This is a genomic window from Streptomyces sp. NPDC029292, assembly GCF_055569295.1.
The window spans coordinates 128875-148563 of the sequence record NZ_JBVHXR010000020.1; the positions used below are offsets into that span (position 1 = coordinate 128875).

20 protein-coding genes are annotated in these 19689 nt (G+C 69.6%); 2 read left to right on the forward strand and 18 right to left on the reverse strand.

What is annotated here, in order from left to right; genetic code table 11:
* From ACZ4WS_RS35745 to rlmN, 4 genes are all read right to left on the reverse strand, one after another.
* Positions 1 to 1032: an ABC transporter ATP-binding protein gene (locus tag ACZ4WS_RS35745; protein WP_467987021.1), complete on the reverse strand. Its 1032-nt coding sequence runs from the start codon at positions 1030 to 1032 to the stop codon at positions 1 to 3.
* 2 nt (positions 1033 to 1034) lie between these two features.
* Positions 1035 to 2678: an ABC transporter permease gene (locus ACZ4WS_RS35750; protein ID WP_467987022.1), complete on the reverse strand. Its 1644-nt coding sequence runs from the start codon at positions 2676 to 2678 to the stop codon at positions 1035 to 1037.
* Positions 2679 to 2686: 8 nt separating this feature from the next.
* On the reverse strand, positions 2687 to 3808 hold the full coding sequence (locus tag ACZ4WS_RS35755; protein ID WP_467987023.1) for a thiamine ABC transporter substrate-binding protein: 1122 nt from the start codon (positions 3806 to 3808) through the stop codon (positions 2687 to 2689).
* A gap of 230 nt (positions 3809 to 4038) precedes the next feature.
* Positions 4039 to 5145 carry a dual-specificity RNA methyltransferase RlmN gene (gene rlmN, locus ACZ4WS_RS35760; protein WP_467987025.1) on the reverse strand — a complete coding sequence of 369 codons (1107 nt, stop codon included), beginning with the start codon at positions 5143 to 5145 and terminating at the stop codon, positions 4039 to 4041.
* Between the two features lie 379 nt (positions 5146 to 5524).
* Here rlmN and ACZ4WS_RS35765 point away from each other — a divergent pair, with 379 nt between their 5' ends.
* Positions 5525 to 5764 (forward strand): hypothetical protein, encoded by a 240-nt coding sequence (locus ACZ4WS_RS35765; protein WP_467987026.1) that lies wholly within the window; start codon positions 5525 to 5527, stop codon positions 5762 to 5764.
* Positions 5765 to 6103: 339 nt separating this feature from the next.
* Here ACZ4WS_RS35765 and ACZ4WS_RS35770 read toward each other — a convergent pair whose 3' ends face one another.
* The 6 genes from ACZ4WS_RS35770 to rpsB all read right to left on the reverse strand — a co-directional run bounded on the left by ACZ4WS_RS35770 (position 6104) and on the right by rpsB (position 11636).
* Entirely contained in the window at positions 6104 to 6391 is a 288-nt protein-coding gene (locus ACZ4WS_RS35770; RefSeq protein WP_467987028.1) for a hypothetical protein, read from the reverse strand.
* 590 nt (positions 6392 to 6981) lie between these two features.
* Positions 6982 to 8121 carry a phosphatidate cytidylyltransferase gene (locus ACZ4WS_RS35775; protein ID WP_467987029.1) on the reverse strand — a complete coding sequence of 380 codons (1140 nt, stop codon included), beginning with the start codon at positions 8119 to 8121 and terminating at the stop codon, positions 6982 to 6984.
* Positions 8121 to 8678 carry a ribosome recycling factor gene (frr, locus tag ACZ4WS_RS35780; RefSeq protein WP_467987030.1) on the reverse strand — a complete coding sequence of 186 codons (558 nt, stop codon included), beginning with the start codon at positions 8676 to 8678 and terminating at the stop codon, positions 8121 to 8123. The genes ACZ4WS_RS35775 and frr overlap by 1 nt, the downstream gene beginning before the upstream one ends.
* 138 nt (positions 8679 to 8816) lie before the next feature.
* Positions 8817 to 9587 carry a UMP kinase gene (gene pyrH / locus ACZ4WS_RS35785; protein WP_467987032.1) on the reverse strand — a complete coding sequence of 257 codons (771 nt, stop codon included), beginning with the start codon at positions 9585 to 9587 and terminating at the stop codon, positions 8817 to 8819.
* A 180-nt stretch (positions 9588 to 9767) separates the two neighbouring features.
* Entirely contained in the window at positions 9768 to 10604 is an 837-nt protein-coding gene (gene tsf, locus ACZ4WS_RS35790; protein ID WP_467987033.1) for a translation elongation factor Ts, read from the reverse strand.
* A 96-nt stretch (positions 10605 to 10700) separates the two neighbouring features.
* Positions 10701 to 11636, reverse strand: a complete 936-nt coding sequence (rpsB, locus tag ACZ4WS_RS35795) for a 30S ribosomal protein S2 (RefSeq protein ID WP_467987034.1) — start codon at positions 11634 to 11636, stop codon at positions 10701 to 10703.
* 263 nt (positions 11637 to 11899) lie between these two features.
* Here rpsB and ACZ4WS_RS35800 point away from each other — a divergent pair, with 263 nt between their 5' ends.
* Positions 11900 to 12574 (forward strand): murein hydrolase activator EnvC family protein, encoded by a 675-nt coding sequence (locus ACZ4WS_RS35800; protein WP_467987035.1) that lies wholly within the window; start codon positions 11900 to 11902, stop codon positions 12572 to 12574.
* 237 nt (positions 12575 to 12811) lie between these two features.
* Here ACZ4WS_RS35800 and ACZ4WS_RS35805 read toward each other — a convergent pair whose 3' ends face one another.
* The 8 genes from ACZ4WS_RS35805 to lepB all read right to left on the reverse strand — a co-directional run bounded on the left by ACZ4WS_RS35805 (position 12812) and on the right by lepB (position 19605).
* Positions 12812 to 13369: a TetR/AcrR family transcriptional regulator gene (locus tag ACZ4WS_RS35805; RefSeq protein ID WP_467987113.1), complete on the reverse strand. Its 558-nt coding sequence runs from the start codon at positions 13367 to 13369 to the stop codon at positions 12812 to 12814.
* 153 nt (positions 13370 to 13522) lie between these two features.
* Positions 13523 to 14365, reverse strand: coding sequence for an RNA polymerase sigma factor WhiG (gene whiG / locus ACZ4WS_RS35810; protein WP_467987036.1), 843 nt, complete (start codon positions 14363 to 14365; stop codon positions 13523 to 13525).
* A gap of 272 nt (positions 14366 to 14637) precedes the next feature.
* Positions 14638 to 15783 (reverse strand): DNA-processing protein DprA, encoded by a 1146-nt coding sequence (gene dprA, locus ACZ4WS_RS35815; protein ID WP_467987037.1) that lies wholly within the window; start codon positions 15781 to 15783, stop codon positions 14638 to 14640.
* Positions 15780 to 17405, reverse strand: a complete 1626-nt coding sequence (locus ACZ4WS_RS35820) for a YifB family Mg chelatase-like AAA ATPase (RefSeq protein ID WP_467987039.1) — start codon at positions 17403 to 17405, stop codon at positions 15780 to 15782. The genes dprA and ACZ4WS_RS35820 overlap by 4 nt, the downstream gene beginning before the upstream one ends.
* On the reverse strand, positions 17405 to 17803 hold the full coding sequence (locus ACZ4WS_RS35825) for a YraN family protein (RefSeq protein WP_467987040.1): 399 nt from the start codon (positions 17801 to 17803) through the stop codon (positions 17405 to 17407). The genes ACZ4WS_RS35820 and ACZ4WS_RS35825 overlap by 1 nt, the downstream gene beginning before the upstream one ends.
* Before the next feature lie 117 nt (positions 17804 to 17920).
* Positions 17921 to 18229: a DUF2469 domain-containing protein gene (locus ACZ4WS_RS35830; protein WP_003965949.1), complete on the reverse strand. Its 309-nt coding sequence runs from the start codon at positions 18227 to 18229 to the stop codon at positions 17921 to 17923.
* 55 nt (positions 18230 to 18284) lie between these two features.
* Positions 18285 to 18761, reverse strand: coding sequence for an NUDIX hydrolase (locus ACZ4WS_RS35835; RefSeq protein WP_467987114.1), 477 nt, complete (start codon positions 18759 to 18761; stop codon positions 18285 to 18287).
* Positions 18762 to 18831: 70 nt separating this feature from the next.
* Positions 18832 to 19605, reverse strand: a complete 774-nt coding sequence (lepB, locus tag ACZ4WS_RS35840) for a signal peptidase I (protein ID WP_467987041.1) — start codon at positions 19603 to 19605, stop codon at positions 18832 to 18834.
* Positions 19606 to 19689 lie beyond the last annotated feature (84 nt).

The following is a 19689-nucleotide window of genomic DNA, read 5'->3' on the forward strand; positions in this document are numbered from 1 at the left end:
TCATGCGGCAGAAAGCTCCCCGAGTACGACGATTTCAGCTGCGTCGAACTCCACGCCGACCTCGTCGCCGGGCTCCGGCGCGTCCCGCAGCGCGCACGCCGCTTCGAGCCGGGGCGCGTCCTGCGGTTGCAGATGTACGGCGACGTGGGTGCCCCGGAAGGTGCGGGCGGCCACGGTGCAGCGCAGCCCGTCCGACGCGTCCACGAGCCGTACGCCGGCGGGCCGCACGAGGAGCGTGCCCGGCCCCTGCGGGGCGCCCTCCGGCACCGGAACCTTGCCCCACGGGGTGTCCGCGGCCTCTCCGCTCACCGTCGCCGTGACCACGTTGTCGAAGCCGAGGAAGCGGGCCACGAACTCGTCCGCGGGATGCTGCCAGACCTCAAGTGGCGTACCGGACTGGGCGATCCGGCCGTCGCGCATGACCACGACCCGGTCGGCGAGCGCGAAGGCCTCACCCTGGTCGTGCGTGACGGCGAGCACGGTCGTGCCCAACTCACTGAAGAGCTCCCGGAGTTCGACGACGAGCCGTTCGCGCAGTGAGCGGTCGAGCTGGCCGAGCGGTTCGTCGAGCATCAGCAGGCGGGGACTCGGGGCGAGCGCGCGGGCCAGCGCGACCCGCTGCTGTTCGCCGCCGGAGAGGGTGGCGACGGCCCGCTGTGCGGCGCCCGGCAAGCCGACGAGCTTCAGCAACTCCCGTACCTGTGCGGCCTGTTCCCCCTTCCCCGCGCCGTGCATCCGCAGTCCGAACGCGACGTTGCCGCCCACGTCCCGCTGCGGGAACAGCTGATGGTCCTGGAACATCAGGCCGACCCCACGCTTGTGCGCGGGCACACCGCCGAGGTCACGCCCGTCCAGGAACACCCGCCCGGCGTCCAGCGGTTGCAGCCCCGCGACCACCCGCAGCAGCGTCGACTTGCCGCTCCCGCTCGGCCCGAGCACGCACACGATCTCGTGCTCCGCGACATCGAGGTCGACGGCGTCGAGCGCGGCCCGCGCACCGAAGCGTACGGTCGCTCCATCGAGCTTGAGCATGGTCAGAACTCCCCCGTCCGGTCGGTCCGCACCCGCTCCAACAGCAGCAGCGCCACCGCACACACCACCATCAAGATCGTCGAAAGGGCCATCGCCTGGCCGTAGTTGAGGTCACCGGCGCGTCCGAGCAGCCGGGCCACGGCGACCGGGAGCGTCGGGTTGTCGGGCCGTGCGATGAAGACGGTGGCGCCGAACTCGCCCAGCGACACGGCGAAGGCGAACCCGGCCGCGATCAGCAGCGCCCGCCGCACCATCGGCAGATCGACCTCACGCCACACCCGCCACGGCGACGCCCCGAGCACGGCGGCCGCCTCGCGCAACCGCCCGTCCACCGCCCGCAGCACGGGCAGCATCGTCCGTACGACGAAGGGGACGCCCACCAGCGCCTGCGCGAGCGGCACCAGGATCCAGGACGACCGCAGATCCAGCGGGGGCTTGTCCAGCGCGATCAGGAAGCCGAAGCCGACGGTCACCGCGGAGACGCCGAGCGGCAGCATCAGCAGCGCGTCGAAGCCTCGTACGACGCGACCGGCCCGTCGGGTGAGGGCCGCGGCCGCCAGACCGCCGATCACCACGGCGATGGCGGTCGCGGCGAGCGCGTACTCCAGCGAGTTGCCGATCGCCTCGATCGGCGCGACGAGGAAGATGCCGCTGTCGGCGGAGGTCAGGGCCTTGTAGTACCCGAATCCATAGCCGCCTGGGGCGTCGAAGGACCGCTGGACCAGGACACCGAGCGGCAGCACGAGCAGCACGCCGATGCTCGCCAGGACCCCGGCGAGCAGCGCCCACTGCCCGGCCCCGCGCGGCCGGCGCGCGGTCGCTTCCGGGGCGACCAGGCGCAGGACGGTCTCCCGGCGGCGTACGGTCCGGGCGTGCACGGCGAGGATCGCGCCCACCGCCACGAACTGGATGATCGTCAGCACCGCCGCCGTCGCGAGGTCGAAGATCTCCGAGGTCTGCCGGTAGATCTCGACCTCGAGGGTCGAGAAGGTGGGGCCGCCGAGGATCTGCACCACACCGAAGGAGGTGAAGGTGAAGAGGAAGACCATGAGCGCGGCGGCCGCGACCGCGGGGGCGAGCGCCGGAAGCGTCACCCTGCGCCAGGCGGCGAACCGCGAAGCGCCGAGCATCCGCGCGGCCTCCTCCTGACGCGGGTCGAGCTGCGACCACAGCCCGCCCACCGTCCGTACGACGACCGCGTAGTTGAAGAAGACGTGCGCGAGCAGGATCGCCCACACGGTGGTGTCCAGCCGTACGCCCCACAGCTGGTCCAGGAGTCCGCCCCGGCCGACGAGGGCCAGGAACGCGGTTCCGACCACGACGGTCGGCAGCACGAACGGGACGGTCACCACCGCCCGCAGCACTTGCTTGCCCCTGAAATCGAAGCGCGCGAAGACATACGCGCCGGGGAGCGCGATCAGCAGCGTGAGCGCCGTCGAGGCGAACGCCTGCCAGGTGGTGAACCACAGCACATGCCGGATGTCGGACTGCGCGAGCACATCGCCGATCCGCCCGAACTGCCAGACCCCGTCGACCTTGAGGCCACGGGCCACGATCGCGGCGACGGGGTAGGCGAAGAACACCGCGAAGAACGCGACGGGCAGGGCCATGAGCCCGAGCCGCGCCGCGCTCCCGCGCTGCTTCATCCTGGGTGCTACTTCAGTACGAGCGAGGTCCACGACTTGACCCACTGGTCACGGTTTTCGGCGATCTTGGCGGGGGCCAGGGTCTCGGGGTCCTTGGTCTGGGGGCCGTACTTCGTGAACTCCGGCGGCACCTGCGCGCCCTCCCGCACCGGGTAGACGAACATGTTCAGCGGCATGTCGTCCTGGAACTCCTTGGTGAGCAGGAAGTCGAGGAGCGCCTTGCCGCCCTTGGTGTTCTTCGCGTTGCTCAGCAGCCCCGCGTACTCGACCTGCCGGAAGCAGGTGCCGGTCGCGACACCGGTGGGCGCGGTGGTCGGCTTCGGGTCGGCGTAGATGACCTCGGCGGGCGGGGAGGAGGCGTACGAGACGACGAGCGGCCGGTCGGCCTTGGCCTTCTTGCCGCCTGCCGACCCGGAGAACTCCTCGTTGTAGGCCTGCTCCCAGCCGTCGACGACCTTCACGCCGTTGGCCTTGAGCTTCTTCCAGTAGTCCTGCCAGCCTCCCCCACTCTCGGCTTCGCTCGAGCGGGAGGTGCCCCCATCCCCGTACTTCGCGGCGGTCCCGAGCAGGAAGCCGAGGCCGGGCGAGGACGTGGAGGCGTTCTCGGTGACGAGGAGGTTCTTGTACTCGGGCTTGATCAGGTCGTCGAAGGACTGCGGCGGCGTCAGCTTGTGCTCGCTGAAGTAGGCCTTGTCGTAGTTGACGCAGATGTCGCCCGAGTCGATGGGCGTGACCCGGTGCTTGTCCTGGTCGACCCGGTACTCCGGGAGGACCAGGTCCGAGCCCTTGGCCTCGTACGACTGGAAGAGCCCGTTGTCGAGCGCGCGGGACAGCAGGGTGTTGTCGACACCGAAGAAGACGTCGCCCTGCGGGTTGTCCTTGGTGAGGATCGCCTTGTTGACGGCCTGACCGGCGTCGCCGTCCTTCAGGACCTTGACCGTGTAGCCGGACTGCTTCTCGAAGTCCTTGAGCACGCTCTTCGACACGGCCCATGAGTCGTGGCTGACGAGCGTCACGGTCTTGGAGTCCCCGGCGCTGTTGCTGTCGGAAGACCCGCACGCAGTCAGTACTGGCAGCGTGACCAGGCCCAGGCCGACGGCCGCGGCCGCGAACTTCTTGGTGGTGCTCACTGAATTCCTCCTGGCTGACCAGGAAGAGACGCGGCCCTGCCCGGGAACCTCTGAAAGTTCCCGGGCAGGGCGCAACAGCTTGAGTAATGACCGAACTTCCTACCCAGAATGACCTGGGCAAGGTTCAGAGGGTCTGCGGTCTCTCCCGCACTCTCAGCGCTGTGGCGCTCCCCTGTCGGAATATGAAGATGTACGTACGACGCTCAGCGTACCGCTTGACCTGTCCGCGCCTAGCGCTCGGTGGCCGCCAGCTGACCGCAGGCCCCGTCGATCTCCTGGCCGCGGGTGTCCCGGACGGTCACCGGCACCCCGTGGGCCGCAATCGCCTCGACGAACGCCTTCTCGTCCTCCGGACGGGAGGCGGTCCACTTCGAACCCGGGGTCGGGTTCAGCGGGATGAGGTTGACATGCACCGGCTTGCCCTTGAGCAGCCGCCCGAGCCGGTCACCGCGCCACGCCTGGTCGTTGATGTCCCGGATGAGGGCGTACTCGATGGAGAGCCGACGCCCCGACTTGGCCGCGTACTCCCAGCCCGCGTCGAGCACCTCGCGCACCTTCCACCGCGTGTTCACGGGCACGAGGGTGTCGCGCAGCTCGTCGTCCGGCGCGTGCAGGGAGATGGCGAGGCGGCACTTGAAGCCCTCGTCGGAGAACCGGTGGATGGCGGGCACCAGCCCGACCGTCGACACGGTGATACCGCGCTGCGAGAGCCCGAGCCCGTCGGGCTCGGGGTCGGTGAGCGCCCGAATGGCACCGACCACGCGCTTGTAGTTGGCGAGCGGCTCACCCATGCCCATGAAAACGATGTTGCTGAGTCGCGCCGGACCGCCGGGAATCTCGCCGTCCCGGAGGGCGCGCATCCCATCCACGATCTGGTGCACGATCTCGCCGGTGGAGAGGTTCCGGTCGAGCCCGGCCTGTCCGGTGGCGCAGAACGGGCAGTTCATCCCGCACCCGGCCTGCGAGCTGATGCACATGGTCACCCGGTCCGGGTAGCGCATCAGCACGGACTCGACGAGCGTGCCGTCGAAGAGCCGCCACAGGGTCTTGCGGGTGGTGTCCTGGTCGGTCGACAGATGCCGCACGACCGTCATCAGTTCGGGGAGCAGCGCTTCCTGGAGCTTCCCGCGCGCGGCGGCCGGGATGTCCGTCCATTCCGCGGGGTCGTGCGCGTACCGCGCGAAGTAGTGCTGCGAGAGCTGCTTGGCGCGAAACGGCTTCTCACCGATCGCGGCAACAGCCTCTTTACGCTCGGCGGGCGTGAGATCGGCGAGGTGCCGCGGCGGCTTCTTGGCTCCGCGCGGGGCGACGAAAGTGAGTTCTCCGGGCTTAGGCATAGCTGTACCAGTGTCGCAGATCGATTTGTGTGACCTGGGGCCCAAGCCGGCGAGGGGGTCGTCACTGGTCGTCGTCGGTCGTCGCCGGTCGCCGTTGGCCCTCCTCCGACGGCCCGTCCCGTCCCGCCTCGCGAAGGCGTATGCGCAGGTTGCGGCCCCGATGAAGCTAGGAGGGTGTGAGACGGCCGCCAGTCCATGAGGTGCGCGTCGCGGGCACGGCGGGTGCAGCACAAGCCGCATCCCTTCGAAGATCGCGAACAGTTCGTGATCCCCGCATCGGGGGCGGCCGGCTCGCCCCCGGATTCCACCGCACCCTCATTCGTGCGGGCGGTAAGTCGCACAGTCGGTGCGCTGAGCACATGAGCTTAGGATCCGAATCGTGGCAGACATCCCCGACGAATTGATCAAGCTGGAACATTACGTCGAAGAGGAACGCGCGAAGTGCGCGGGCCTCGCCGGCGACGAGTACGAGGCGCAGTGCCGCCGGTGGCGCGAGGCTTCCGAGGTGGCGCAGGCGGCCATCACGAAATACGCGCAGGCGGCCGAGCAGGACCGCTACGAGGTCGAGCGGGCCGTGAAGAAGGCTGTACGGCGGACAGAGGAGGACCCGGCGGATTAGTCGGGCGGGTACAGGCCCCCGTCTCGCGGTTGAGGCGGGGCCCCCGTCGTGCTGCCATCACCCTTATGGGGTCTCGTACCCACACATCCCGCTGAATTCGAATATATGCGCGAATGACGTGAAGGTCAGGGCAATCCCAACCTGGCCCCGGTCGTGTTCATCCAGGTCAGGTCATTGGTATGAGATGGCCTGGCTGGGCGCCCTGGAGGCGTTGAGAGAAGATCCTCTCCCTGATTTCTCCCAGCGCCTCCCCCGGGGCGCCAGCCGTGGAACGGACACCCGGCGAACCGATCGCGACATTGCGGCGCGCACCGACTCGACGCCATGTCCAAGGGAGTACTAGAGCACGATGATCACGACACCTCCGTGGTCGAAGAAGAAGCGGTGGTGATCGAAGCGGTTGTCGAAGCGGTTGTCGAAGCGGTTGTCGAAGCGGTTGTCAAAGCGGTTGTCGAAGCGGTTGTCGAACCGGAACCCGTGGTGGTCGGAGCAGCTTCCGCCCCAGTTATCGCGGTCGCCGCACCAGTTGTTGGTCACCTGAGTGTGCACGGCAGGGGCTGCTGCTGCGGCCGTGCCTGCTGCGCCGATCGCAGCGCCGCTGGCCATCAGAATGCCGGTCGCGGACACCGCTGCGAGACGCCTCGCGCGTTGTGCTCGCATGATGGATGCACCTCCTCCTCCATCGTCTCGCGCAACTCTCAGCGGCACGAGATGAACAGCCGCAGCCGAAGGGGAGGAGCGGCGCGGCCGCAGGCGTCGCCTCGCACATACGAGGAGCACGCCTTGCAGCCAAGATCCCCGCCGACGGGAACCAGCGACCGGGGCGTATCCCCGGGTTGCGGCTCTCCTTTCAGTACGTTGACGGCGCCCTTTTGGATTGGTGCGTCGGCGGGAAGTCCGCGAAGGGGCTCACACCTCACGGGCTGCGCCACACGGCCAAGACACGCATGGAGGGGTTCCGTACCCCGCCGAAGCTGATGGATGAGCACATGGGGCGCATCGACGGATCGGTCCGCCCCTTGTGAGGGTCTCCATCTCGCCTCAAACACGCAGGTAGCAGGCATGCCAAGGCCAACCGTGTGCCGGTTCTCCGGGCTCAGGTATGGCCATGGCAGTGTCGCGGACATACGTAGAGGAGCTCGCCGCCCTGTGGACAACGAGCTCCTCACGTACAAACCAGCAGGTCAACGACGTACAGGCAGATCTCGGACTGCTGATCAGCCGGATCCCACGAAGATCACCAGCAGCAGCCACACCACCGGAGCCGTCGGCAGCAGCGAGTCCAGCCGGTCCATGATGCCGCCGTGCCCCGGCAGCAGCGTGCCCATGTCCTTGATGCCCAGGTCCCGCTTGATCATGGACTCGCCGAGGTCACCGAGCGTGGCGCTGGCCGCGACCGCGAGGCCGAGGATCAGGCCCTGCCACCAGCTGCCGTCGTCGATCAGGAACTGCATGCACAGCGCACCCGCCACCATCGCGAAGGTGACCGCTCCGACCAGGCCCTCGCGGGTCTTGCCGGGGCTGATGCGCGGCGCCAGCTTGTGCTTGCCGAAGCGCCAGCCGACCGCGTACGCACCCGTGTCGCTGACGACCGTCAGGAGCAGGAACGTCAGGACGCGGCGCGGCCCGTCGTCGGCGGTGAGCATCATCGCCACGAACGTGGCCAGGAACGGCACGTAGAAGGCCGCGAAGACCCCCGCCGTGACGTCCTTGAGGTAGCCCTCGGGCGGTTCCGTCATCCGCCAGACCAGGACGGCCAGCGCGGTGAGTGCCATGGCCACCCACGCGCCCTCGGCGCCCCGGACGTAGCCGGCGACGACCATCGCGGCGCCGCCGAGCGCCAGCGGCACAAGGGGCGCCTTGATGCCCTTGCGCTCCTCGAGCCGTGACGTGAGCTCCCACAGGCCCACCACCACGGCGACCGCTATCACGCCGACGAAGACGGCCTTGACGATGAACAACGACGCGACGATCACCGCACCAAGCCCGACGCCGACACCTATGGCCGCGCCCAGGTCGCGTCCCGCACTCTTCTTCTGCGGTGCGGGGGTGGGCTGTGGGGCGGCGCTGGGCATGGGCTCCTGCGGGCTCTGCAGATTGTGCGACGGATCCCCGTAGGGCGCCGCCGGCGGTGTGTCGTCGCGGAACAAGGGGCCGCTCAGCCGAGCGGCCCCCCGGTCGTCATCCTGGTCTCCGCCATGTGCGGGTACGTCGGGCACGATGGGCATGGGCCGAGTGTGCTGCGCGTCATGCGCATCGTACGTGGGACCCGCCGGGGCCGCGCCCTGGCCAGGCCCCTGCTCGGACGGCCCCCAGTACCCGGCTTGTGGCGGCGCCCCCCAGGAAGAGTCGTTCATCAGACCTCGAGCAGCTCCGCTTCCTTGTGCTTCAGGAGCTCGTCCACCTGGGCGGCGTACTTCGCCGTGGTGTCGTCGAGTTCCTTCTCCGCACGGCGGCCCTCGTCCTCGCCGACCTCGCCGTCCTTGATCAGCTTGTCGATGGTCTCCTTCGCCTTGCGGCGGACGGAGCGGATCGAGATCTTGGCGTCCTCACCCTTGGTCTTGGCGACCTTGATGAACTCCTTGCGGCGCTCCTGGGTCAGCTCGGGGAACACCACCCGGATGATGTTGCCGTCATTGCTCGGGTTGACACCCAGGTCGGAGTCGCGGATCGCCTGCTCGATGTTGCGCAGCGCGCTCTTGTCGAACGGGGTCACCACCGCCATGCGCGGCTCGGGCACCGCGAACGAGGCCAGCTGGTTGATCGGCGTCAGCGCGCCGTAGTAGTCGGCCACGATCTTGTTGAACATCGCCGGGTGCGCACGGCCGGTGCGGATCGCGGCGAAGTCCTCCTTGGCGACCACGACGGCCTTCTCCATCTTCTCCTCGGCCTCGAGGAGGGTCTCTTCGATCACCACTTGCTCCTGCGTGTCTTGAGTAGGCCCGGCAGCTGTTTCCTCGTCGGGTCGGCGGCCGGCTGCGTCGCGTCTTATTCCTGCACGGTTCCGGACCGGCAGGACATTGTCCATCCCCCGGTCAGGGTCGGTCCCCGGTCAGGCCCGGCTGCTCGGGTCACCCACGAGTGTGCCGATCTTCTCACCCTTGACGGCCCGTGCGATATTGCCCTCCGCCAGGAGCTCGAAGACCAGGATGGGCAGCTTGTTGTCCCGGCACAGCGTGATCGCGGTCATGTCGGCGACCTTGAGGTCGCGGGTGATGACCTCGCCGTAGCTGAGCGAGTCGAACTTGACCGCCTCGGGGTTGGTCTTCGGGTCGGAGTCGTAGACCCCGTCCACGCCGTTCTTGCCCATCAGCAGGGCCTCGGCGTCGATCTCCAGGGCGCGCTGGGCGGCGGTGGTGTCGGTGGAGAAGTACGGCATGCCCATACCGGCGCCGAAGATGACCACACGGCCCTTCTCCAGGTGCCGTACGGCGCGCAGCGGGATGTACGGCTCGGCGACCTGCCCCATGGTGATGGCGGTCTGGACGCGCGAGTCGATGCCCTCCTTCTCCAGGAAGTCCTGGAGGGCGAGGCAGTTCATGACCGTGCCGAGCATGCCCATGTAGTCGGAGCGCGCCCGGTCCATGCCGCGCTGCTGGAGTTCGGCGCCGCGGAAGAAGTTGCCGCCGCCGATGACGACGGCGATCTGGGCACCGCCGCGCACGACGGCCGCGATCTCGCGGGCGATCTTGTGCACCACGTCGGGGTCGACGCCCAGTCCGCCGCCGCCGGCGAACGCCTCGCCGGAAAGCTTCAGCAGAAAGCGTCCCGCGCCTTTGCCGTCGTCGGTCTTCTCGCCCTTGTCGGCCTGGGTGGTGGTCATGGAGATCTCCTCATGGTGCACATACGAAGAAGGCCATTGCCGGTGGGGTGTTGGCTCCCATGCGCGGCAATGGCCTCCTCGTCAGATCTGCTGTCGTCCGTCACGCACGCGCGCGTGCGTCACGTACGCGGACGACTGCTGTCGACCCTATAGGGGTCGCGCGTCGATCGTGGTACGGACTCAGATGCCGACCTTGATGCGCGTGAAGCGCTTCAGGGTGACACCGGCCTCGTCCAGGACCTTCTGAACGGACTTCTTGTTGTCGAGCGCGTACGGCTGGCCGAGGAGGGTGGCCTCCTTGAAGAAGCCGTTGACGCGACCCTCGACGATCTTCGGGAGCGCGGCCTCGGGCTTGCCCTCGGCGCGCGTGGTCTCCTCGGCGACGCGACGCTCGGACTCGACGACCTCGGCCGGGACGTCCTCACGGGAGAGGTACTTCGGCGCGAAGGCGGCGATGTGCTGCGCGATGCCCTTGGCGAGGTCGGCGTCGGCCTTGTCCAGCTCGACCAGAACACCGATCTGCGGGGGCAGGTCGGGCATGGTGCGGTGCATGTACGAGGTGACGTACGCGCCGGAGAACTGGGCGAAGCGGTCCAGGACGATCTTCTCGCCCAGGTTGGCGTTGGCCTCGTCGACGAACGCCTGAACCGTCTTGCCGGCCTCGATCTCGGAGCCGAGCAGCGCCTCGAGGTCGGCCGGAGCGGTCTTGGCGACGTGCTCGGCGATCTGGTTGGCGACGGCCTGGAACTTCTCGCCCTTGGCGACGAAGTCCGTCTCGCACTTCAGCTCGACCAGGACACCGGAGGTGTTGTCGTCAGCGATGATGGAGACCACGGCGCCGTTCTCGGCGGAGCGGCCCTCGCGCTTGGCGACGCCCTTCTGGCCCTTGATGCGCAGCGCCTCGACGGCCTTGTCGACGTTGCCGTCGGCCTCGTCCAGCGCCTTCTTGCAGTCCATCATGCCGGCGCCGGTGAGCTCACGGAGCTTCTTGACGTCGGCGGCGGTGTAGTTCGCCATGATTCCTGGAATCTCTCTCGAAGTCTGAAGATCTACGGGCCGAACGGCGGGGGCTTCGTGGGCCCCCGCCGTTCGCAAACCCGAAGGGGTGAGGGGTCAGGCCTGCTCGGCGTCCGCGGCCGGGGCCTCGGCGGCGGGGGCCTCAGCAGCGGGGGCCTCAGCGACAGGGGCCTCAGCAGCCGGGGCCTCGGCGACAGGGGCCTCAGCGGCGGCCTCGGCCGGAGCCTCAGCGGCGGCCGGAGCCTCGGCCTCGTCGGCCTTCTTCTCGCCCTCGAGCAGGTCGCGCTCCCACGCGGCGAGCGGCTCGCCCGCAGCCTTGTCACCCTCGGCCTTGCCGGCGCCGGAGCGGGCGATGAGGCCCTCGGCGACGGCGTCGGCGATCACGCGGGTGAGCAGGGTGACGGAGCGGATCGCGTCGTCGTTGCCCGGGATCTTGTAGTCGACCTCGTCGGGGTCACAGTTGGTGTCGAGGATGGCGACGACCGGGATGTTGAGCTTCCGGGCCTCGCCGACCGCGATGTGCTCCTTCTTGGTGTCCACGATCCAGACGGCGCTGGGCACCTTCTGCATCTCGCGGATACCACCGAGGGTCTTCTCCAGCTTGGCCTTCTCGCGCGAGAGCACGAGAAGCTCCTTCTTGGTCAGACCGGAAGCGGCGACGTCCTCGAAGTCGATCTGCTCGAGCTCCTTGAGGCGCTGCAGACGCTTGTAGACGGTCGAGAAGTTGGTGAGCATGCCGCCCAGCCAGCGCTGGTTGACGTAGGGCATGCCGACGCGGGTGGCCTGCTCCGCGATGGCCTCCTGCGCCTGCTTCTTCGTGCCGACGAACATGACCGTGCCGCCGTGGGCGACGGTCTCCTTGACGAACTCGTAGGCGCGGTCGATGTACGACAGCGACTGGAGCAGGTCGATGATGTAGATGCCGTTGCGCTCGGTGAAGATGAAGCGCTTCATCTTCGGGTTCCAGCGACGGGTCTGGTGACCGAAGTGGACGCCGCTTTCCAGCAGCTCCCGCATCGTGACGACGGCCATGGCCGTTCTCCTTGGTGTTCTCGGTTGTGCCGCGTGTGCCGGACGGCACTCGCGCCTGACGCCCGCTATGCGCCTTGCCACTAGGGACCGAGGGGCGCTGACACCGGCTTTCGTCTCTCGACGGAGGGGCTGATGTCGGGGCGTGCGAAGTCGACCCGGTGACCCGGATCGCCACCAGAAGTGTACGGGACCCGAGAGGCACCGGGTGACGCCGCTGTCCACAACCGGCCGGTACTCCACAGATCCCGGCCATGATCCGCCCGATGCGGGACGGTTCTCGCATGCGAGCGAAACGATGTCTGCGTACGTGGCTGGGGTTGCTGCTGGGATTGACGGCCACCGTGGTGTGGCCGCTGGCCCCGTCCGCCCTGGCCCGTCCGAACGGCCCCGCACCGCCGGGCCCCGCGGGGCCTCCGGGACCTCCGGGACCTCCGGGACCTCCGGGACCTCCGGGACCTCCGGGACCTCCGGGACCTGACGTGACGGTCCCGGCTGTCGCCCGCCTGTGGCCCGTGGGGGTACGTCCCTCGGTCGTACGGGGCTGGGAGCCTCCGGCGACGGCGTACGGCCGGGGTCACCGCGGCGTGGACCTCGCGGCGGCCCCCGGAACTCCGGTACGGGCCGTCGCACCGGGCCGCGTGTCGTTCGCGGGGCGGGTCGCGGGTCGCGGAGTCGTCTCGGTGGAACTGACGGGCACGGGCACGCCGCCGCTCCGTACGACGTACGGACCCATGCGGGCAACGGTGCGCAAGGGGGACGAGGTGACGGCGGGTGACGTGCTGGGCACCGTGGAGCCTGGAGGTTCGCACTGCCCGACGTCCTGCCTGCACTGGGGCCTGCGGAGAGGCAGAACCTACCTGGACCCGCTGTCCCTGCTCCCGCCGTGGCTGCTGCAGAGGGGCCCGTCGCGCTTGCTGCCGGTGATCGGGGTGCGCTAGGTGGGCGCGGGCAGCGCCGGGCGCCTGCGAAGCCGTCGCAGCTGTGGGCATGCGTGCCACGAGGGGCGGCACGGGTGGGCACCGCGGCACCCTTTAAGCGCCGGACTGCCCCGAGCTCACGGCCGAACCCGGGTGCCGGATCACGCGGCTCAGCCCCGAGCCCACAGCGGCCCCCGCCCGCCGATCAGGCGGCTCAGCCCCGAGCTCACCGCCGACCCCGAGTGCGCCGGATAACGCTCAGCCCCGAACGCCCCGCAGCGCCATGGAGACCGCCGCGTCGGTGATGTCGACGGGATCCTCGGCCGCGCCCAGTTCAATGCGGCGCACCGCGGCATCCACCACGCCCTGGAGCAGCATCGCGGCCAACCGCGGCTCCGCGTGCCCCATCTCCGCGAGCGCCTCGACGATCATCGTGACGAGACCGCCGTGGGCGGCGCGGATCTTCTCACGGGCCCCGCCGTCGAGCTCGCTCGCGGAGATGGCGACCACGGCCCGGTGCCTCCGGTCCCCGACCAGGGCGAGCTGCTGCCGGACGTAGGCCTCGACCTTGGCCTCCGAAGTGCCCGCTTGCTCCATCGCCGCCGAAACCTCCGCGGCCCAGACGGGAAAGTCGACCTCACAGAGCTCTTGGACGACAGCCGCCCGCGACCGGAAGTACTCGTACACGGAAGACCGCGCGAGCCCCGTGCGCTCGGCGAGAGCGGGGAAGGTCAGCGCCTCCGTCCCGCCCTCGGATAGCAGGGACCGCGCCGCGTCCAACAGGGCGGCTCGCTGCATCGACCGGTGCTCGGCCACGGAGGCCGCTCGAATCCTTGGCACGCCCTCCACTTTACGGACGGACCGCCGTGTACGGCAGTCATTCCGACACCCGGCCTGACGCGCAAGAGCGCAGAAGAGCCGGGCAAGCGCCGGGCAGGGACGATTCATCGCCCCGGTCCACCGCCGCGCTCAGCGACCAAAACTCGCCAGCTTCGCCCGCAGCTGAAGCACCGACTTCGTGTGGATCTGACTCACCCGGCTCTCGGTCACACCCAGCACGTTGCCGATCTCCGCGAGCGTGAGTCCCTCGTAGTAGTACAGCGTGACCACGGTCTTCTCCCGGTCGGGCAGCGTGTTGATCGCCCGCGCCAGAAACCTCCGCAGCTCCCGGTCCTCGGCCACCTCGACCGGATTGTCGGCCGCGGTGTCCTCAAGGGTGTCCATCAGACTCAGCCGGTCGCCGCCCTCTCCACCGACATGCAGCAACTCCTCCAGAGCCACCACATTCGCCAGCGACAACTGGCTGAAGACCGCATGGAGTTCGTCCACCGCGATCCCCATCTCGGAGGCCACCTCACCCTCCGACGGAGTACGCCGCAGCCGCGCCTCCAGCGTGGCGTAGGCCCGCTCCACATTGCGCGCCTTCTGCCGCACCGACCGCGGAATCCAGTCGAGCGCCCGCAGTTCGTCGATCATCGCGCCCCGGATCCGCGTGATCGCGTACGTCTCGAACTTGATCTCCCGCTCGATGTCGAACTTCTCGATCGCGTCGATCAGCCCGAACACCCCCGACGAGACGAAGTCCGCCTGCTCGACATTGGCCGGCAGACCGACACTCACCCGCCCCGCGACGTACTTCACCAACGGCGAGTAGTGCAGGATCAACTGCTCCCGCAGCCGCTCGTCGCCCGTCGCCTTGTACGACCGCCACAGCTCGTCGAGCGTCGAGGGAGCGGGCGGGCGCACGCTGCCGCCTTCGCGGGCGGCTGGCGGGATCGCCGCCCGGTCGGACCCGGAGGTGTGCTGGGGCATTCGTCGCCTTGTGCCGTTTCTGCCGTGAACTGGGGGTGCCTGGGTGAGCTGTCGGTCTGATGTCGAGATGCCGGTCTGCGCCGGAATCCACGTGAGCGTAGCGTGACTGGGGTGTCGCAGTGCGCGAAGGGCGAGGGATCACCCCCGCGCAGAGACGTCCCACGGGGTGTCCCCCGGAGTCGCGATCGTCGCCCTGCGTGACCGTCAGGAGACACCAACTGCGGGAATTGCCAAGGGTGTCGGTGTTCGCCCGGACGGCCGAACACGCTCGGTCAGCACCCTCTCCGATCACCGCGGACGGAGATCATCGCCTGGCGTGTCAACTTCCAGCCGTCGCCGTGTCGTTCGACGAAACCAAGTGCTCGGAGTTCGTACAGTCTCCCGACCGCGTCGTCCGTCGTGGTCCCCGCGCCGCGGGCGATCTCCTCCGCCCCCGCCAGGCCGCGCGCCGGGAGCGCGGCCAGCACGCGTCCGGCGCCCGGGTCCAGCAGGTCGCGCGGCAGCACGGGGCCACGCCGGTCGGGGGCCAGCTCGCCCATGCCACCCACCAGCTCGGCCACTTCCGCGGCGTCGGAGACCAGGACCGCGTCCCCGCGCAGCAGCTCGTGGACCCCCGCCGACAGCCCGCTGGTGGCGGGGCCCGGCACTCCTATCGTGAACCGCCCGAGGCGCTGCGCCGCACGCGCCGTGACCAGCGCGCCACTGCGGTACGCGGCCTCGACGACCACGGTGCCCCGGGTGAGCGCCGCAATGACCCTGTTCCTGAGGATGAATCTGCTCGGTGTCGGATGGTCGCCGGGCGGCAACTCCCCCACGACCAGTCCCTGTTCGGCGATCCTGTTGATCAACTCGGTGTGCCCGCGCGGATAGGGTCGGTCGACACCGCAGGCCAGCACGGCGACGGTGGCGCCGCCCGCGCCGAGGGCGCCCCGGTGCGCCGCGCCGTCCACGCCGTACGCGCCGCCGGACACCACCACCCAGCCCCGCTCCGCGAGCCCGGTGCCCAGCGTGGCCGCCATGTGTGCGCCGTACTCGGTGCAGGCCCGCGCCCCGACGACCGCCACAGAGCGCAGCGCCCACATCCGCAGGCTGGGCCGCCCCCGCACCCACAGCCCGGTGGGCCGCGCGTCCCCCAGGTCGTCGAGCTGGGCGGGCCACTCGGGGTCGCCGGGACAGATGAACCGCACCCCGGCGTCCCGCGCCTGAGCCAGGTCCTGCTCCGCCCGCGCCCGGACGGCCCGCCCCCGCAGCCCCTCCCACCGGGTCGGCGACGCCCCCGGCAACGGCTCCCCTCCCTCCACCAAGCGCCGCGCCACCTCCACGGCACCGAACTCCCGCAACCACCGCCCGCCGAGCTCGTCCCCCGGTTCGATGACCCGTGCGAGGGCGACGCGGGCCACGCGCTCGTCATCCCTCATGTCGGCGAGCCGATCATCATCGGCACCCCTCGCGGGACTCCGGTGCGGAGTTGCAGAGCCAGGGCGACGTCCCCGGCGTCGGGCCGGTCGTGTCCCGACAGGTCCGCGATGGTCCAGGCCACCCGGAGCACCCGGTCCAGGCCGCGTGCGGTCAGCACACCCCGCTCCAGACCGCGCTCCGCCTCGTCCATCGCTCCCGGCCGTGCCTGCCAGCGGCTGCGCAGTTCGCGGCCCGGAACCTCACTGTTGGTGTGCCATGGAGTCCCGGTCAGCCGCGCGGCGGACCGCTCACGGGCGACGCTCACCCGGTCGGCCACCGTCCGTGTCGACTCGCCCTGGGCACCACGCGCCGTCAGTTCGGACCGGGTGACCGGCTCGATCTCCACCCGCAGATCGACCCGGTCGAGCAGCGGCCCGGAAAGCCTGCCCTGGTAGCGGCGGATGGAGGAGGGCGGGCACTCGCAGTAGTCGTTCGCCACGCTGAAGCGCCCGCACGGACAGGGGTTGGCCGCGAGGAGCATCAGGAACTTCGCCGGGAATCGCACGACACCGGCACTGCGCGCGATCACGACATGCCCTGCCTCCAGGGGCTGCCTCAGAGCATCGAGCACGAAGCCGCTGAACTCCGGCGCCTCGTCGAGAAAGAGCACGCCGCGATGCGACAACGACACCGCACCAGGCCGCGCGAGCCCCTTGCCACCGCCGACAAGCGACTGCATGGTCGCCGAGTGGTGCGGTGCGCAGTAGGGCGGGACCTCCACCATCGGCTTGCCCGGCGGCAGCAGGCCCGCGACGGAGTGGATCGCCGTCACCTCCAGGGATTCCTGCCGGGTGAGGCGCGGCAGGATCGACGGCATCCGCTCGGCGAGCATCGTCTTGCCCGCCCCGGGTGGCCCTTGCAGAAAGAGGTGGTGCCCACCTGCCGCCGCGACCTCGATCGCGGTGCGCGCCGACATCTGGCCGACCACATCGGCGAGGTCGTGCCCCTGGTCGTGTTCCGGCACGGCGATGCCGCACAGACCGGTGGCCTCCCCCGTACCGGGCACGCGCAGGCCGGCCAGCAGTGGATCCGGGCGGCCCTGCTCGTCCGGATCTTCCTCGGGTACCGGTTCGTCCGTGAGTACCGCGATCAGCTGACGCAGACTGCGGACCCCGAGCACCGAGACCCCCGGTACCAGCGAGGCCTCGGCCACCGCGCACTCCGGCACCACCACCTGCTCGTATCCCGCGTCCGCCGCGGCCAGGACCGCCGGCAGGACACCCCGTACCGGCCGTACCCGGCCGTCCAGACCCAGCTCGCCGATCATCACGATGTCGGAGAGCACGCGTGGATCGATCCGTTCGGAAGCACCGAGCACGGCGCAGGCGACGGCGAGGTCGAAACCCGACCCGCCCTTCGGGACGGAAGCCGGACTCAAGCCAACGGTCAGCTTCTTCTGTGGCCACTCGGCACCGGAATTGACCACCGCCGCCCGAACCCGATCCCGGCTCTCCGTCAAACTCTTGTCCGGAAGCCCCACCAGCGTGAAGGCCGCGACCCCCGGCTCCAGATCCGCCTGGACCTCGACCACAACGCCCTCGACGCCGACCAGGGCCACGGAGCACGTACGGGCGAATCCCATCAGGCCACCCCCCGCGCGTGCTCGACCACGGGGGCGCCGCGGTCGGGGAGGACGACTCCGATGAGGTCGATGCGGACGCCGCCGGGTGGCGCTCCGCCGTGTTCCTGGAGCCAGCGTTCGGCCAGGCCGCGCAGGCGTTGGGCCTTGACCGGTGTGACGGCCGCCATCGGGTGTTCGAAGGCCCCCGCCTTGCGGGTCTTGACCTCGCAGATGACCAGCGCGTCGCCGTCGCGGGCGACGATGTCGATCTCGCCGGTCCTGCCGCAGCGCCAGTTGCGCGCCAGGACCGTCATCCCTGTCTCGGTCAGCCGCCGCGCGGCCAGATCCTCGCCGTACTTGCCGAGTGCACTGCGCGCATTGCTCGCATTGCCTGCATTACCTGCATTGCGTGTGTTCATGTCGGCACCACCTCCGGCGCCAACATTGCGGCCATTTCAGCTTGCTATTGGATCTTGGTGGACAGGCAAGTGGTTGTGGACAACTGCGTCACCCCCACGAGCGTTCGCCGTGCGGCATCACCCGCCCGGCAGCTCCAGATCGCTCTTGTTCAGCTCCTCGATGTTCACGTCCTTGAACGTGAGGACGCGCACCTGCTTCACGAAGCGAGCAGGCCGGTACATGTCCCACACCCAGGCGTCCGCCATGGACACCTCGAAAAACACCTCGCCCTGGACCGAGTGCACCTGCATCTCGTAGTCATTGGTGAGGTAGAAGCGCCGTTCGGTCTCAATCACATATTTGAACAGACCGACGACATCGCGGTACTCCCGATAGAGCTTCAGCTCCATCTCGGTCTCGTACTTCTCGAGGTCCTCGGCGCTCATGGCATGTTCCCCTTCAGCCGTGCGTCCCCCTATTGTGCGCCAGCCACGCGAGCCCCTAGACGATTTCGGTGTCCAGGACCTCGGGTGTGGCCGGGGGACCCTCGTCGAGCACCCTGCGCAGCAGCTCGGCAAGTCTGGTCGGATACACCGTCTCATGTGCCTCGGTCAGTTCCTGGCACGTCCACCATCGCGCTCCGGCGACACTGCGCCGTTCAAGGTCCGTCAGCCCCGCGGCCACCGTGGCCGTCTGGGTCGTACGGGCCAGGTAGTACCACTCGTCCTGGTCCCAGCGGCGTCCCGCGAACGGGAAGGAACACATCCGCCGCCACAGCACCGGGCCCAGCTCGACCTCGGTGATCCCGGTCTCCTCCGCGAGTTCCCGCAGCGCGGCCTCCTCGCGCGTCTCGTCGCCCTCCAGGCCGCCACCGGGCGTGAACCACCAGTCGTCTGCGCGATCGTCCGGCTCATGCCCGTGCAGCAGCAGAATGCGCTCCTCGGGGTCGAGCAGCACCACGCGGGCGACCTTCCGCAGCCCGCCCTGGTACTCGTGCTCGTCCGGGGTGCCGGTCGCGCCGTCGTGCGGGGTCCCGCCGTAGGACACCTCAGCGGGCACCGGCGAGCTCCGTCCGGGCCCGGCCGCGCCGGCCCGCGCGCTTGGCGATCGGGCCGTACGCCGCTCCGCCCAGGACGAGTACCGCACCCGCGATCACCGCGCCGACGATCAGCCGCAGCGGCCCCGGCTCGGAGACGCTGCCCAGCGTCTCGAAGCCGGTCGGCCGCTGGAGCATGCCGTTCATGGGCCAGGCGACGGCGTCGACTCTTGCGGTCACGGCATTGCGCGACACCGTTCCGCTGGCCGCGTCCGTGATGTGGGCGGTGGAGTCCAGGGAGCCCTGGCGTTCGTCCCCGAGCAGGAACAGGCGTCCCGCGGGAACCTTCACGGTCGGGAAGTTCGTGATCTCGGCCAGGCTGCCCTTGGGCAGATACGGTTCGTCGATCTGCTTGCCGTTGACGGTCAGCTTGCCGTTGGTGCAGCAGGAGACCGTGTCGCCGCCGACGGCGACCACGCGCTTGACCACGGCCGCGTTGGTGACCCAGGTCTTGTCGTGGAAGACGACTACGTCGCCGCGGCGTACCTCGCTGCCGTCGATGCGCTGAGCCAGCACCCGGTCGCCCACGTTGATCGTCGGCGCCATCGAGCTGGTGGGCACGGTGTACGGCCGGTAGACCACCGCCCCCCAGGCGAACCCTCCGAGGAACAGCACAATGCCCAGCGCGACGGCGATCCCGGACAGCACCTGTCCGGTCCGGCCGCCCGCCGGGGTGTTGCGTGTGCCGCCGCGCGCGGCCGTACGTGTCGTGCTCTCGCCACCCATGGGTCCGCACCCTACCCGGGGGTACGGGCCTAGTCAGCCCATGGACTGGATCACGGACACCGGCCCCGGGACAGACCGGGCCGA

Excerpts from the sequence above, each read along its gene's own strand:
- ACZ4WS_RS35745 (WP_467987021.1), bottom strand. The coding sequence starts at position 1,032 with ATGCTCAAGCTCGATGGAGCGACCGTACGCTTCGGTGCGCGGGCCGCG.
- ACZ4WS_RS35750 (WP_467987022.1), bottom strand. The coding sequence starts at position 2,678 with ATGAAGCAGCGCGGGAGCGCGGCGCGGCTCGGGCTCATGGCCCTGCCC.
- rlmN (WP_467987025.1), bottom strand. The coding sequence starts at position 5,145 with ATGCCTAAGCCCGGAGAACTCACTTTCGTCGCCCCGCGCGGAGCCAAG.
- ACZ4WS_RS35775 (WP_467987029.1), bottom strand. The coding sequence starts at position 8,121 with ATGAACGACTCTTCCTGGGGGGCGCCGCCACAAGCCGGGTACTGGGGG.
- pyrH (WP_467987032.1), bottom strand. The coding sequence starts at position 9,587 with ATGACCACCACCCAGGCCGACAAGGGCGAGAAGACCGACGACGGCAAA.
- tsf (WP_467987033.1), bottom strand. The coding sequence starts at position 10,604 with ATGGCGAACTACACCGCCGCCGACGTCAAGAAGCTCCGTGAGCTCACC.
- rpsB (WP_467987034.1), bottom strand. The coding sequence starts at position 11,636 with ATGGCCGTCGTCACGATGCGGGAGCTGCTGGAAAGCGGCGTCCACTTC.
- ACZ4WS_RS35800 (WP_467987035.1), top strand. The coding sequence starts at position 11,900 with ATGCGGGACGGTTCTCGCATGCGAGCGAAACGATGTCTGCGTACGTGG.
- whiG (WP_467987036.1), bottom strand. The coding sequence starts at position 14,365 with ATGCCCCAGCACACCTCCGGGTCCGACCGGGCGGCGATCCCGCCAGCC.
- dprA (WP_467987037.1), bottom strand. The coding sequence starts at position 15,783 with ATGAGGGATGACGAGCGCGTGGCCCGCGTCGCCCTCGCACGGGTCATC.
- ACZ4WS_RS35820 (WP_467987039.1), bottom strand. The coding sequence starts at position 17,405 with ATGGGATTCGCCCGTACGTGCTCCGTGGCCCTGGTCGGCGTCGAGGGC.
- ACZ4WS_RS35825 (WP_467987040.1), bottom strand. The coding sequence starts at position 17,803 with ATGAACACACGCAATGCAGGTAATGCAGGCAATGCGAGCAATGCGCGC.
- ACZ4WS_RS35830 (WP_003965949.1), bottom strand. The coding sequence starts at position 18,229 with ATGAGCGCCGAGGACCTCGAGAAGTACGAGACCGAGATGGAGCTGAAG.
- lepB (WP_467987041.1), bottom strand. The coding sequence starts at position 19,605 with ATGGGTGGCGAGAGCACGACACGTACGGCCGCGCGCGGCGGCACACGC.